The sequence below is a fragment of the Embleya australiensis genome, from assembly GCF_051903075.1.
Taxonomy (GTDB): domain Bacteria; phylum Actinomycetota; class Actinomycetes; order Streptomycetales; family Streptomycetaceae; genus Embleya.
Genome location: NZ_CP182422.1, coordinates 6,356,122 through 6,369,753 on the forward strand (window position 1 = coordinate 6,356,122; position 13,632 = coordinate 6,369,753).

The following is a 13,632-nucleotide window of genomic DNA, read 5'->3' on the forward strand; positions in this document are numbered from 1 at the left end:
TCCCGCGCCGAGCGGGGTGGCCGACCGCCGTGGCGGGTCGGTGGCCGATCCTCGCGCCGAGCCGGTGGCAGGCCCCTACGCCGAGCGACGGCCGACCCCGTCGCCGAGGCAGGTGGCCAGTCCCCGCACCGAGCGGGGGTGGCCGACCACCGTGCCCGGCCGCCGGCGGACCCGTACCGAGCCGGGGCGCGACGTCCTTCGCGTCGAATCGGCAGCCGGTCCCGCGTCGAGCGGCCGGCCGGGCCCGGTGCCGAGGCGGGTGGCCGACTTCTGCGCTGATCCGGCGGTCGCCCCCCACACCGAGCTAGAGGAGCGCCCCCACCTCGAGTCAGTGGCGGGCTTCCGTGTCGAGTGGGTGGTCGACCTTCGGGCTGAGTGGGTGGTCGGCCCCTGTACCGAGCCTGGGAGTGCCTTTGTCGAGTTGGTGGCCAGTTTCCGTGTCGAGCGGGTGGTCGACGTCGGTGCGGAGCGGGTGGTCGGTAGCTGAACCGAGCGAGGGGTGCGCGTCCGCGTCGAGTGGGTGGCCGGTTGCCGTGTTGAGCGAGTGGTCGGCATCCGGACCGAGCCAGGGGGTGCCCATGTCGGGTTGGTGGTGGCTTCGCCTGTTGAGCGGGTGGCCGACCTCCGCGCTGCGCGGGTGGGCGACGTCGGTACTGAGCCAGGGGGTGCCCATGTCGAGTGAGTTGTTGACCTTCGTGCCGGGTGGGTGGCCGGCCCCCGCGCCGAGGCGTGGGCGCCCGCCGCGACGCGTCGGGGGGCAGGTCCCGTGTGGAATAGGCGGCCGGTTCCCGGTGCCGAGGCAAGTGGCCGACCTTTGCGCCGAGTTGGGGGTCGGTCCCGCGCTGAGACAGAGGGCACCACCTGTGCTGAGTTGGTAGTGGGTTCCCGTGTCGAGTGAGTGGCCCCCCGCCGGGCCCGGCCGGTGGTCGAGGCTCGCGCTGAGCCCCGAGGCGTCAGCCGCGCTGAGTCTGCGGTCGGCCCTCGCGCCGAGGTGGGTGGGTGGCTCCGCGTCGGATCGCGGGGCGGCGGTGTGGCGCTCGCGGGTGTGCGCCGAGTTGGAGTCGCTGCGGGGTCTGCTCCCTTCGGTGGCCCGGCCGTCCCTCCTCGGTCGGGCCACTCGCCCGCACACCTCTTTCTGACACCCGCCCGCCCGCACTGCCCGTCCCCGACACCCACCCGACCCACGCTCGTTCCCGACGCCCACCCGACCCACGCTCGTTCCCGACGCCTGCCCGCTCCCACGCCCGTTCCCGGCGCCCGCCGCACACCCGTCTCGCCCGCCCGCCTCCACGCCTGGCCCGACGATCCCGCGCCCGACGCCCGTTCGACGCTCGCTCGCCCCCGCCCGACCCCGACCCACTCGCCCCCACGACCGCCCACCCACCTCACCCTGTCCGGAGTGATCCTGATGGCGGCTCCACCACCTTCCGCTCCTGCGGCTTCGACTCGATCCCCGCGTCGGTCCGGGGCCCGATACCGGTCCGGCTCGCGTTCTCGGGCGGCCGGCGATTTGCCGACGTCCCGTCAGGTTTGGCGGCGGCGGGTCGATGCCGCGTCCCCGTATGGGTTCGTTGCGCCGTTCTTTGTGCTCTTCGTTGCCTTCGGGCTGTTCCCGCTGCTCTATACCGGCTACATCTCGCTGCACCGCGTCCGGTTGCAGAACCCGGATGAGATGACCTGGCTGGGGCTGGAGAACTACACCAACCTCTGGCACGACCCCTTCTTCTGGAAGGCGCTGCGCAATACCTTCACCATCGGCGTGATCTCGACCGTGCCGCAGTTGTGCATGGCGCTCGGCCTGGCGCATCTGCTCAACCGTCGGTTGCGGGGGCGGACCTTCTTCCGGGTCGCGATCCTCATGCCCTACGCGACGTCCGTCGCCGCCGCGACGATGGTGTTCGGCGGTTTGTTCGGGCGGGACTACGGCATGGTCAACTGGTTCCTCGGCCTGTTCGGCGTCGACAACGTCGACTGGTACAACGGCACCTGGACCTCGCAGATCGCCATCTCCACCATCGTCACCTGGCGCTGGGTCGGTTACAACGCGCTGATCTATCTCGCCGCGATGCAGGCCATTCCACACGATCGTTACGAGGCCGCCGCGCTCGACGGGGCGAAGTCCTGGCATCAGTTCCGGCACGTGACCATTCCCGGACTGCGGCCCACGATCGTGTTCACCGTCGTGGTCTCGACGATCGGCGCGATGCAGATCTTCGCCGAGCCGCTGCTGCTCCAAGGCGGCCCGATCGGGGTGCGCGGCGGGGCCTCGCACCAGTACCAGACCATCGGGCTCTACATGTACGAGACCGGGTGGAGCAACTACGCGCTCGGCAAGGCGTCCGCGATCGCGTGGACCACGTTCCTGATCATTCTTCTCGTCATCGGGGCCAACGCGCTTGTCGCCGGGCGCCGTTCGCGTCGCGAAATCCGGGAGGGCCGCTGACATGGCCGGTACATCGGTTGCCACGCCGCGAGATCGCACCCGGCGGGTCCGGCGCGTCCGTCGGTCCAGGCGCTCGCGTCAACTCCACGGCGGGCCGCTCGTATACCTGATCCTGGGCTTCGCGACCCTGCTCTCGATCTTCCCCTTCTACTGGTCGATCGTCGCCGCCACCCGCAGCAACGCGGACATCAACCACGTGCCGCCGCCCTTCACACCCGGCGGCAACCTGCTCTCCAACTTCGACAAGGCCCTCGACGAGGCCGACATCGTCCAGGCGTTGATCAATTCGACGATCGTGTCGGTCACCGTCGCCGCCGGCACCGTGTTGTGTTCGACGCTGGCCGGGTTCGCCTTCGCCAAGCTGCGGTTCCGGGGGCGCGGCGCGCTGCTCGGAATCACCGTCGCGACGATGATGATCCCGCCGCAACTCGGGCTGATCCCGCTGTTCATGATCATGGCGAAGTTGCAGTGGGTGAACCAGTTGCAGGCCGTCGTACTGCCCACGCTGGTCACCGCGTTCGGCGTGTTCTTCATGCGGCAGTACCTGATGGAGGCGCTGCCCGACGAACTGATCGAGGCCGGCCGGGTGGACGGCGCGTCCTACGCGCGGATCTTCTGGTCGATCGTCGTACCGATCGCCCGTCCGGCGATGGCGGTCCTCGGCCTGCTCACCTTCATGACCACGTGGAACGACTTCTTCTGGCCGATCATCGCCCTGTCGTCGAGCAATCCGACCGTGCAGGTCGCGATCAACTCGCTCGGCGGGGGATACGTGCACGACCAATCGATCATCCTCGCCGGGACGTTGCTGGGCACCCTGCCCGTCCTGGTGGTCTTCGGCCTGCTCGGCCGGCAGATCGTCGGCGGAATCATGCAGGGCGCGGTCAAGGGCTGAGGACACGCCGTCGAGCCGGCCGACCCATCTCCTACGTAAGGAAATCCGATCATGACCGACCACGCCCTCACCACCGACCACGCCCCGACCTCGTCGACCCGGTTCGCCGACCGCTTCCCGCCCGGATTCGTCTGGGGCGCCGCCACCGCCGCCTATCAGATCGAGGGGGCCGCGGCCGAGGACGGACGGGCGCCGTCGATCTGGGACACATTCAGCCGGGTCCCGGGTCGGGTGCACGCCGGCGACACCGGCGACGTGGCCACCGACCACTATCACCGCTATCGCGAGGACGTCGCCCTGATGGCCGAACTCGGCCTGGGCGCCTACCGGTTCTCCATCGCCTGGGCGCGGGTGTGGCCCACCGGAAGCGGACCGGTCAACGCGGCCGGGCTGGACTTCTACGATCGGCTCGTGGACGAACTCCTCGCGCACGGCGTGGATCCGTACGCGACGCTGTACCACTGGGACCTGCCCCAGGCGCTCCAGGACGCGGGCGGATGGGGCGCGCGCGACACCTCGGCCCGGTTCGCCGACTACGCGCGGCTGGTGGCGGCGCGGCTCGGCGACCGCGTGCGCGACTGGACCACGCTCAACGAGCCCTGGTGCTCCGCGTTCCTGGGCCACGGGTCGGGCGTACACGCACCGGGGGCGACCGACCAGGAGTTGTCGCTGCGTGCGAACCACCATCTGCTGCTCGCCCACGGGCTCGGCGTCGCGGCGTTGCGGGCCGAACTGCCCGCCGGGCATCGCATCGCGATCACGCTCAATCCGGCGGCGGTGCGCCCCCTCTCGGACCGGCCCGCGGACCTGGACGCGGTGCGTCGGGTGGACGGCCTTGCCAACCGGATCCACCTCGGCCCGCTGCTGCGCGGCGAGTACCCGGCGGACGTGCTCCGCGACACCGCCTCGGTGACCGACTGGGCGTTCGTGCGCGACGGCGATCTCGCCGAGATCGCCCGGCCGATCGACGTGCTCGGGGTGAACTACTACACGCCGCTCCTGGTCGGTGCCGCCGAGGACGGCGGCACCGAGGCCGGCCGGGACGACGGGCACGGTGCGAGCGCGTACTCCCCGTGGCCCGCGTGCGCGGATGTGCGCTTCGCGCAGGTGCCGGGGGAGCGCACCGCGATGGGCTGGGGGGTCGACCCGAGCGGGCTGTACGACGTGCTGAGCCGGTTGCGGGCCGAGGCGCCGGGGCTGCCGCTGATGGTGACCGAGAACGGCGCGGCCTACGAGGACCGCATGGACCCGGCCGGCACGATCGCGGACGTCGAACGCACGGCCTACATCGCGGCGCACATCGCGGCGGTGGGCCGGGCCGTCGACGACGGGGTGGACGTCCGGGGCTACTTCGTGTGGTCCTTGTTGGACAATTTCGAGTGGGCGTACGGCTACGCCAAACGCTTCGGCATCGTGCACGTGGACTTCGCGACCGGTCGGCGTACGCCCAAGCACAGCGCACGCTGGTACGCGGCGTTGATCGCCGGCGATCGGGTGCCCGAAGCCGAGCCGGCCTCGGACGGATTGGGGAGCATTGACCAGGACTGACGGTCGGAGCAAGGTCGCCTCGGCGGCCGAACCGCCGACCCTGGAGACGGTGGCGGCGGTGGCCGGGGTGTCCCGCGCCACCGTCTCCCGGGTGATCAACAGCTCACCCAAGGTCAGCCCGCGGGTGCGCGAGGTGGTCGAGGCGGCGATCGCGCGGACCGGCTACGTACCCAACCGCGCGGCGCGCACGCTGGTCACCCGGCGCACCGACTCGGTGGCGCTGGTCGTCCAGGAGCCGGAGACCCGGCTCTTCGGTGATCCGTACCTGTCCGCGATCGTGCGTTCCGTGGGCGCCGAACTGGCCGACACCGACAACCAGCTCGTGCTGATGATGGTGCGCACGGCCGCGCAGCAGGACCGGTTGGAGCGGTATCTGCGCGGCGGCCACGTGGACGGGGCGCTGCTGGTGTCGTTGCACGGCGACGACTCGCTGGCGGGTCGGCTGCACGACGCGGGCATGCCCGTGGTGGTGGGCGGGCGACCGCTCGGTCCGGATGCCGACTTCGTCTACGTGGACGCGGACAACGTGGGCGGTGCGCGCGCCGCGGTGGAGCACCTGAGTGCGCGCGGACGACGGCGGATCGCCACGATCGCCGGCCCTCAGGACATGTGTGCGGGCGTGGACCGGCTGCGCGGCTATCTGGACGCGGTACCCGGGCCGGCGCTGGTCGCGCACGCGGACTTCGGTCGGGCCGGCGGGGCCGCCGCGATGCGCACGCTGTTGGCCCAGGCGCCGGACCTGGACGCGGTGTTCGCGGCGTCCGACCTGATGGCGGTCGGCGCGATGGCGGCGTTGGCGGCGGCGGGTCGGCGCGTGCCCGACGATGTCGCGGTGGTCGGCTTCGACGACGCGGATATCGCGGGATGGGCCGAGCCCGCGCTCACGACGGTGCGGCAACAGGTCGCGGAGCAGGGTCGGTTGATGACGCGGTTGCTGCTGGAACGGGTCGGCGGCGGGGGTCCGGGGACTTCCGCGGTGTTGGGCACGACGCTGGTCGAGCGGCGTTCGTCGTGAGCCGTGACGCCGTGATGCCATCGGGCCGCGACGCCGCGGCGTCGTGACGGGGTCCCACCCCGAACGCCCGAAGCGCGCCGATGTCGGGAAGTCGACATGGTGAGGACCCGAATTTCGGTGCGAACCGAGGGCCGAGATCGGTGTTTTTCCGGCCGTATCACGTCCCGTGAGCGTCGGTGACCCGGACCCGATGTTCCACCGGATGGGCGATCGCGCGATGATCTCCCGGTGACCGATACCCGTCCCCCGATCCGCTGCGCGTGGTCGGGGGTACTCCAGTGACCGGCGCCGGGACCGGGCTGCTGTTCTCGCCCTGGTTGTGGCTGGTGATGCCACTGATCGTCTCCATCGACGCCGTAGTGCCCATCGTGCCCGGCGACGAACTCGTGATGGCCGCCGCGGCGGTCGCCGACGGAGACGTGCGCTATGTGGCCATGGTCCTGCTGACCGCCGCGATCGGTGCCTTCGTCGGGGACCAGTGCGCCTACGCGGTCGGCCGCGCACGACTTCGCCGCGGGGGCGACGCCGTACTCGGACCGCGCCGACAAAAGGCGATGGACCTGGCCCGCAACGCGCTCGCCAAGGGCGGCATGTCGGCGCTGATCGCGGCCCGATTCCTGCCCGGCGGGCGGACCGCGGTGAACATGCTCGCCGGCCGACTCGGCTACCCGCCGCCGCAGTTCCGCGCGGCCACCCTGGTCGGCGCGATCATCTCGGTGTCGTACGCGATGACGGTCGGCACGCTGGCCGGCCACATCGTCGAGGACAGCCCGCTCCTGGTCGCCCTCGGCGGCATGGCGCTGGGCGCCTCCGTCCCGCTGATCGTCGGCGTACCGGCACGTGTCGTGCGCGAGGTCCGCCGCCGACGCCACGCCGGCGAGGCGACCGCCGAGGCGTGACCCGATCCGACACGTGTGGGGCACGGGACGCACATCCCGTGCCCCGCACGCGTGTCGGGCGGGCGGACGAGCCGGGCGTACACCGCGGCTCGTCCCACCCGCACCGCGCCTAACCCGCCCCGCGCTCCGTCAACATCGAGCGCATCAGGTCGATCTCCGAGCTCTGCCCGACGACCATCGTGTTCGCCAGATCCTTCACCTGCTGGACCTGCGCGCGCGCCTGGCCCTCGCGGGCCATCGCCACACCCGCCTCGTGGTGCGCGATCATCAGCTGGAGGAACATCACCTCGGCGTCCTTGCCGTGCAACGTCGCCAGCTTGTCCAACTGCGCCTGCGTGGCCATCCCCGGCATCAGCTGGGTGTCCGCACCGGCGGCCGGCGTGCCGTGCCCGGAGTGGCCCGGCATCGAACCCGGCGTCATCCACTGCATGACCGGCCGGGTCGAGCCGAGCGTCAGGCCCCACATCTGGAGCCACGACGCCATCCGGCCGATCTGCTCCTGCTGGGTCAGCGCGATGTCGTACGCGAGCTTGCGCGTCGCGTCGTCCTGGGTCAGATCGCGGATCATCATCCCCATCTGCACGGCCTGCGCGTGGTGCGTGCGCATGTCGCGCGCGAACCCCGCGTCCACCGAGTCGTCCGCCGGCGGATTCGGCACCGCCGCCGGCGCCGGACCCAGCGCGCGCGTGGGCGCGGGCGGGGCGGCCGGCGTGCCGGAGTCGTCCGAGGAACAGGCGGCCAGGACCGGAACGGCCAGCAACCCGGTCGCGATCATCGTCGCGACACGTGCGCGCGGCCTCACGAGGTCGGCTTCCCGACCCCGCCCGTGCACGGCGAACCGGGCTCCGGAGTCTGCTTGCCTTCCTTGTACTCCTTGATGAACTGGTCCAAGCGCGGGTCGCTCGCGTTGTCCAGCTTCAGCTGCAGACCCCACGCCGAGGCGACGATCGGCTTGTCGATGCCGTCGTACGGGCTCAGCATCATGTACGTCTTGCCCTTGACCTTGGACTTCAGCACTTCCAGCTGGTCCGCGGGCAGGTTGTTCTGGTACGTGATCCAGACCGTGCCGTGCTCCAGCGAGTGCACGCCGTTGCGGTTGGGGATCGGCGCGTCGTAGATCCCGCAGTTCTGCCACACCGGGTCGTGCTCGCCGCCCACCGGCGGAACCTGCCGGTAGGTGACCTCCTTGGGCTTGGAGATGTGCCCCTGCGCCGCGGTGTAGGTGCTCACCCCGGCTATGTCGCTCTTCTCGTTGGGGTTGGGCCGCACGTCGGCGATGACGTTGTTCGCGCTCGACTTCTTGTCGTCGTCGCTCGACGACATGACCACGGCGGTCAACCCCGCCACCAGGGCGAGGACCGCGATGCCGGAAGCGCCGAAGATGATCGCCGAACGACGCTTGGCGGCCTTGCGCTCCGCCTCGCGCTGCGCGGCCACCCGCTCACGCGTCGCCGCCATCCTGGCGGATCGCTGTGCCTTGCTCTGCTTCTTCGAGGTGTTGGGGGACTGTTGCCCCATGGCTCCGCCTTATTCCGATTCCGGGATACGTCTGTGGACCGTGCGAGGGTGTGCCGCGCGGATCACGTACGACTGACGCAGAGCACCGTCAGATCGGGGGCGTCCTTGGCGGGCGTGGGCGCGAGCGCGATGCCTACGGCGTCCGGATCGGCCAACCACGGCGGCAACATCGAGCACGGCGAGGGCGCGACAACCGGCGGCAGTGGCGGGACGGTGGCCGGCACACACGCGTGCGAGCGATCCCCGCAGCGTCCCGAACCGTCGCCCTTGTCGTCCGGACCGCCCGCGTCCCGCTGCTCGTGCGCCGAGTGATGGAAGGGACACACCGTCGGAATGGTCGCGGTCGACGGCAGCGACTCGGCGTGGACCGGGAACGCGCTGCCCAGGAGCGCGGCGCACGCCAGCACAGCCCCGGCCAACAGCCGGATGACCGGCCGCAGCGGGACTGCCAGCGAGGCCATCCGTTGCGTCACGGGCCCTATTCTCACCCGAAGGAGTGACCCTGTGGGAAGTCGGGGCGCGATCTTTCGTCGTCGCGATCGCGCCGCGACGGCGACACGACTGCGCAGGTGCCTCCGCCGACACCTTCGCCCCGGCGCCCCCACGCCGGGCCGGCGCCCGCCCGGCATGGGGAAACCGAGGCAAGGTTCCCGCTCCCGGCTCGATAGCATCGGTGTGCGAGCGAGCGCATCGGCGTACCAGCGAGCCGAGCCGCGCCGCGCGACATCCGCCAACCACACGTCAGGAGACGAACGGTGTCCGAAGCCCGAGTGACCATCAGCCGCGACCCGGACCGGGACGAGCGGGTGGTGACCACGGGCACGACGGCCGCCGAGCTCTTCGACGGCGACCGCTCGGTGGTCGCCGCGCGCGTGGCCGGCCGACTGGTCGACCTGGCCTACGTCCTGGTCGACGGCGACGAGGTCGAGCCCGTCCTGATCGGCTCCGACGACGGCCTGAACATCCTGCGCCACTCCGCCGCGCACGTGCTGGCGCAGGCCGTACAGGAGCTGTTCCCCGAGGCCAAGCTCGGCATCGGCCCGCCGATCAAGGACGGCTTCTACTACGACTTCGACGTCGAGACCCCGTTCCACCCCGACGACCTCAAGCGCATCGAGAAGAAGATGCAGGAGATCGTCAAGCAGGGGCAGCGCTTCGCCCGCCGGGTCACCACCGACGAGGACGCGCGCGCGGAGCTGGCCGACGAGCCGTACAAGCTGGAGCTGATCGGCCTCAAGGGCTCCGCCGCCGAGGCCGCCGAGGGCGCGTCCGCCGAGGTCGGCGCCGGCGAGCTGACCATCTACGACAACCTGGACGCGAAGACCGGCGAGCTGTGCTGGAAGGACCTCTGCCGAGGCCCGCACCTGCCCACCACCCGGCTGATCCCCGCGTTCAAGCTGATGCGCTCGGCCGCCGCCTACTGGCGCGGCAGCGAGAAGAACAAGCAGCTCCAGCGCATCTACGGCACCGCATGGCCGAGCAAGGACGAGCTCAAGGCCTACACGACCTTCCTCGAGGAGGCCGAGAAGCGCGACCACCGCAAGCTCGGCGCCGAACTGGACCTGTTCTCCATCCCCGAGGAGATCGGCTCCGGCCTGGCCGTCTTCCACCCCAAGGGCGGCATCATCCGCCGCACGATGGAGGACTACTCGCGGCGCCGGCACGAGGAGGCGGGCTACCAGTTCGTCTACACGCCGCACGCCACCAAGGGCAAGCTGTTCGAGGTCTCCGGCCACCTGGACTGGTACGCCGACGGCATGTACCCGCCCATGGAGCTGGACGAGGGGCAGAACTACTACCTCAAGCCGATGAACTGCCCCATGCACAACCTGATCTACCGGGCCCGGGGCCGGTCCTACCGCGAGTTCCCGCTGCGCCTGTTCGAGTTCGGCACCGTCTACCGCTACGAGAAGTCGGGCGTGGTGCACGGGCTGACCCGCGCGCGCGGCTTCACCCAGGACGACGCGCACATCTACTGCACGCGCGACCAGATGGCGGGCGAGCTGGACTCGCTGCTGACGTTCGTGCTCAACCTGCTGCGCGACTACGGCCTCGACGACTTCTACCTGGAGCTGTCCACCAGGAACCCGGAGAAGTCGATCGGCACCGAGGAGAACTGGACCGAGGCCACCGAGACGCTGCGCCAGGCCGCGCAGAAGCAGGGCCTGGAACTGGTCGACGACCCGGGCGGCGCCGCGTTCTACGGGCCGAAGATCTCGGTCCAGGCCAAGGACGCGATCGGGCGGACCTGGCAGATGTCGACCATCCAGGTCGACTTCAACCTGCCCGAGCGCTTCGACCTGGAGTACACCGCCGCCGACGGCACGCGGCAGCAGCCGGTGATGATCCACCGTGCGCTGTTCGGCTCGATCGAGCGATTCTTCGCGGTCCTGCTCGAGCACTACGCGGGCAAGATGCCGCCGTGGCTCGCGCCGGTCCAGGTGGTCGGCATCCCGATCACCGAGGAGCACGTGCCCTACCTGGAGGAAGTCGCGACCAAGCTCCGGGCGCAGGGCATCCGGGTCGAGATCGACGACTCCGCGGACCGCATGCAGAAGAAGATCCGCAACGCGAACCGCGACAAGATCCCGTACATGCTGCTCGCGGGTGACGAGGACGTCCAGGCCGGCGCGGTGAGCTTCCGCTACCGCAACGGCGAGCAGAACAACGGCGTCCCGGTCGACGCCGCGGTGGCCGAGATCGTCAAGGCCGTCCGGGAGCGCGTCCAGGTCTGACGCGATGTCGTCGGCGGCGGCCCGGTGATCGCGCGGCAGTGCGATCACCGGGCCGCCGCCGGCCCGTCACCGGGTCGTGGTCGGTGTGTGCCCACGGCATATGCTTCCTGGCATGACGAGCGAGCCCGAGATCCAGGATGGGGTTGGGGGGCCGGATGCCTTCGCCCGGCTGTGGACTCCCCATCGGATGGCGTACATCAAGGGTGAGAACAAGCCGTCGGGGCCGACGCCCGACGACGGGTGCCCGTTCTGCCGGATTCCCTCGCTGAGCGATGTCGACGGGCTCGTCGTCGCCCGGGGTGAGCAGGTCTACGCGGTGTTGAACCTGTACCCGTACAACGGCGGTCACCTGATGGTGGTGCCCTACCGGCACGTCGCCGACTACACCGACCTCGACGACGCCGAGACGATAGAGCTCGCCCGGTTCACCAAGCTGGCGATGAGCACACTGCGCAAGGTCTCCGGGGCGCAGGGCTTCAACATCGGGATGAACCAGGGCCACGTCGCCGGGGCCGGCATCGCCGCGCACCTGCACCAGCATCTGGTGCCCCGGTGGGGCGGGGACACGAACTTCATGCCCGTGGTCGGGCATACCAAGGTGCTGCCGCAACTGCTCGCGGACACCCGCGAGATGTTGGCCACCGCCTGGCCGGTCGACTGACCCGTCCACCCGCAGGATCCGAGCGGTTGTCAGTGGTTGTCAGCGGTTGTTGAGGAGAAGAGCTTTGAGCGCACGACCGGTTCTCGTGTACGACGGCGACTGTGGTTTCTGCACCCGGTCGGTGGAGTTCGCGCGAAAGCACATTCCGTTCGACGCCGACGTGGTGGCCTGGCAGTTCGCCGAGCTGGAGGAGTTGGGCGTCGAGCAGCACCGCGCCGAGCACGAGGTGTTGTGGGTGACCCCCGTCGGCACCGTGTACGGCGGCCACCACGCGGTGGCCAAGCTGCTGATGAACGCGGGCGGCCCGTGGGCCCTGGCCGGCGCGGCGCTGCGCGTGCAGCCGGTCAGCATCGCGGCGCACGGGGTGTACCGGTTGGTGGCCGACAACCGCGACCGCATGCCCGGCGGGACGCCCGCGTGTGCGATGCCGGCCCACCTGCGGCCGGACACCGTCAACGCCGCAGGGTGACTCGCCGGACGGCCCTCGCGGTGGCCGCGTGTTCCATCACCGCGTATCTGCTGCTGGGCACGTTCGGGTCCGCCGACATGTGGTGGCTGGGCGATCTGAAGGTCTATCGCCAGGGCGGCCTGGAGGTGCTGGCCGGCGACGGCGAGCTGTACACGATCCGGCCCGGCCGGTTGCCGTTCACCTACACGCCGTGGGCCGGGCTGACGTTCACCCCGCTGGCGTGGTTGCCGTGGGGCGCGGTCGAGGTGATCGGGGTGGCGGGCAACCTCGTGCTGCTCGTGGTTGCGACGTGGCTCGCGTGGGGGATCGTCGGGTCGAGCGTGGACCGGGTGAAGGCGACCGCGCTGACCGCCGCCGTGCTGTTGTGGACCGAGCCGGTCCAGGAGAACCTGCGCTTCGGCCAGATCAACCTGCTGCTGCTCGTCCTGGTGCTGTCCGACTTCGCGCGGGCGCGCGGGGCCCGGTTCGCCGGTGTGGGGGTGGGTCTGGCGGCCGGGCTCAAGCTGACGCCGGCGATCTTCATCCCGTATCTGCTGCTGACCGGCCGGGTCCGTGAGGGGCTGACCGCACTGGGCGTGTTCGTCGCCACCTTCGCGGCGGCGTTCGCGGTACTGCCCCGGGAGTGCGCGGACTACTGGGGCGGCCTGTTCCTGGACGACACCCGGATCGGACTGGCCCAGTTCCCCGGCAATCAGTCCGTGCACGGCGCGGTGACCCGGCAGTTCGGCGCCGAGTCGCCGCCCGGGTGGTTGTGGCCACTGCTCGCGCTGGCAGTCGCGGCGGTCGGGATGACGCTCGCGGTGCGGGCGGCCCGGCGCGGGGCGGCGCTCACGGGGGTGGGCCTGTGCGCGCTGACCGCGCTCCTGGTGTCGCCGATCTCCTGGACCCATCACTGGGCGTGGGCGCTGCCGCTGGTCGTGGTGCTGATCGAACGGGTCCGGCGCACCCGCGCCCCGGCCGCCACGCTCGCGCTGGTCGCGGTGCTCGCCGTGGCCGCCGCCTATCCGATGCACCGGGCCCGGGTCTCCGGGGTGCTGCCGAGCGGGATCGTGTGGACGGTGCCGTTCGGTGACGGTGGGGAGCTGAACCTGCACGGGTGGCAGCTGCTCGTGGGCAACGCATATGTCCTGGTCGGCCTGGCCGTGCTGGTCGCCGGCGTCTGGTCCCTGGTCGCGGAACGCCGACGAATCACCTGTTCGACCGGTTTGACGCCGGTCGCCGAGCCCGACCCGGATCCGACTTCGTACACTCGTCGTACTTTCAGCTGATCCGTACCCGCCCGCTCCGGCTCGTGGTCACGGGTCGTACGGCGAGGCGGGCGCGATGCGGGCGAGGGCGCGGTGGAGGGTCGGGACGTCTGCCGACGCGTGTTCGAACGATGATCCGACGATGCCTAGACTGGGCCGAACGAGTAACGGCCCGGTTGCCACGAAGGCGACGGGGGGCCCG

12 protein-coding genes are annotated in these 13,632 nt (G+C 70.8%); 9 read left to right on the forward strand and 3 right to left on the reverse strand.

The genetic code is table 11. From position 1 onward, the window contains the following. Positions 1-1,408 precede the first annotated feature (1,408 nt). From ACMXN5_RS27290 to ACMXN5_RS27310, 5 genes are all read left to right on the forward strand, one after another. Positions 1,409-2,443 (forward strand): carbohydrate ABC transporter permease, encoded by a 1,035-nt coding sequence (locus tag ACMXN5_RS27290; RefSeq protein ID WP_439678092.1) that lies wholly within the window; start codon positions 1,409-1,411, stop codon positions 2,441-2,443. A gap of 1 nt (position 2,444) precedes the next feature. Beyond that, entirely contained in the window at positions 2,445-3,338 is an 894-nt protein-coding gene (locus tag ACMXN5_RS27295) for a carbohydrate ABC transporter permease (RefSeq protein WP_439677442.1), read from the forward strand. A 51-nt stretch (positions 3,339-3,389) separates the two neighbouring features. Next, positions 3,390-4,886 carry a GH1 family beta-glucosidase gene (locus ACMXN5_RS27300; RefSeq protein WP_439677443.1) on the forward strand — a complete coding sequence of 499 codons (1,497 nt, stop codon included), beginning with the start codon at positions 3,390-3,392 and terminating at the stop codon, positions 4,884-4,886. Further along, complete coding sequence (locus tag ACMXN5_RS27305; protein ID WP_439677444.1) at positions 4,873-5,901, forward strand: LacI family DNA-binding transcriptional regulator; 1,029 nt, start codon at positions 4,873-4,875, stop codon at positions 5,899-5,901. The genes ACMXN5_RS27300 and ACMXN5_RS27305 overlap by 14 nt, the downstream gene beginning before the upstream one ends. A 278-nt stretch (positions 5,902-6,179) precedes the next feature. Then, complete coding sequence (locus tag ACMXN5_RS27310) at positions 6,180-6,800, forward strand: DedA family protein (protein ID WP_395791032.1); 621 nt, start codon at positions 6,180-6,182, stop codon at positions 6,798-6,800. A gap of 109 nt (positions 6,801-6,909) precedes the next feature. Here ACMXN5_RS27310 and ACMXN5_RS27315 read toward each other — a convergent pair whose 3' ends face one another. The 3 genes from ACMXN5_RS27315 to ACMXN5_RS27325 all read right to left on the reverse strand — a co-directional run bounded on the left by ACMXN5_RS27315 (position 6,910) and on the right by ACMXN5_RS27325 (position 8,791). Then, a complete protein-coding gene (locus ACMXN5_RS27315; RefSeq protein WP_439677445.1) occupies positions 6,910-7,575 on the reverse strand; it encodes a DUF305 domain-containing protein in 666 nt (221 codons plus the stop codon). A 23-nt stretch (positions 7,576-7,598) separates the two neighbouring features. Then, positions 7,599-8,318: a DUF3105 domain-containing protein gene (locus ACMXN5_RS27320; protein WP_439677446.1), complete on the reverse strand. Its 720-nt coding sequence runs from the start codon at positions 8,316-8,318 to the stop codon at positions 7,599-7,601. A 62-nt stretch (positions 8,319-8,380) separates the two neighbouring features. Beyond that, the gene (locus ACMXN5_RS27325) at positions 8,381-8,791 is read right to left on the reverse strand and encodes a hypothetical protein (RefSeq protein ID WP_395791028.1); all 411 of its coding nucleotides are present in this window, start codon (positions 8,789-8,791) and stop codon (positions 8,381-8,383) included. A gap of 282 nt (positions 8,792-9,073) precedes the next feature. On the opposite strand from ACMXN5_RS27325, the gene thrS reads away from it, so the two are divergent. The 4 genes from thrS to ACMXN5_RS27345 all read left to right on the forward strand — a co-directional run bounded on the left by thrS (position 9,074) and on the right by ACMXN5_RS27345 (position 13,451). Then, positions 9,074-11,053 (forward strand): threonine--tRNA ligase, encoded by a 1,980-nt coding sequence (thrS, locus tag ACMXN5_RS27330; RefSeq protein WP_439677447.1) that lies wholly within the window; start codon positions 9,074-9,076, stop codon positions 11,051-11,053. A gap of 100 nt (positions 11,054-11,153) precedes the next feature. Beyond that, positions 11,154-11,714 carry an HIT family protein gene (locus ACMXN5_RS27335; protein ID WP_380010319.1) on the forward strand — a complete coding sequence of 187 codons (561 nt, stop codon included), beginning with the start codon at positions 11,154-11,156 and terminating at the stop codon, positions 11,712-11,714. 64 nt (positions 11,715-11,778) lie between these two features. After that, entirely contained in the window at positions 11,779-12,183 is a 405-nt protein-coding gene (locus tag ACMXN5_RS27340; protein ID WP_439677448.1) for a thiol-disulfide oxidoreductase DCC family protein, read from the forward strand. Further along, positions 12,180-13,451 (forward strand): glycosyltransferase 87 family protein, encoded by a 1,272-nt coding sequence (locus ACMXN5_RS27345; RefSeq protein ID WP_439677449.1) that lies wholly within the window; start codon positions 12,180-12,182, stop codon positions 13,449-13,451. Before ACMXN5_RS27340 ends, ACMXN5_RS27345 begins: the two co-directional genes overlap by 4 nt. Positions 13,452-13,632: the final 181 nt, after the last annotated feature.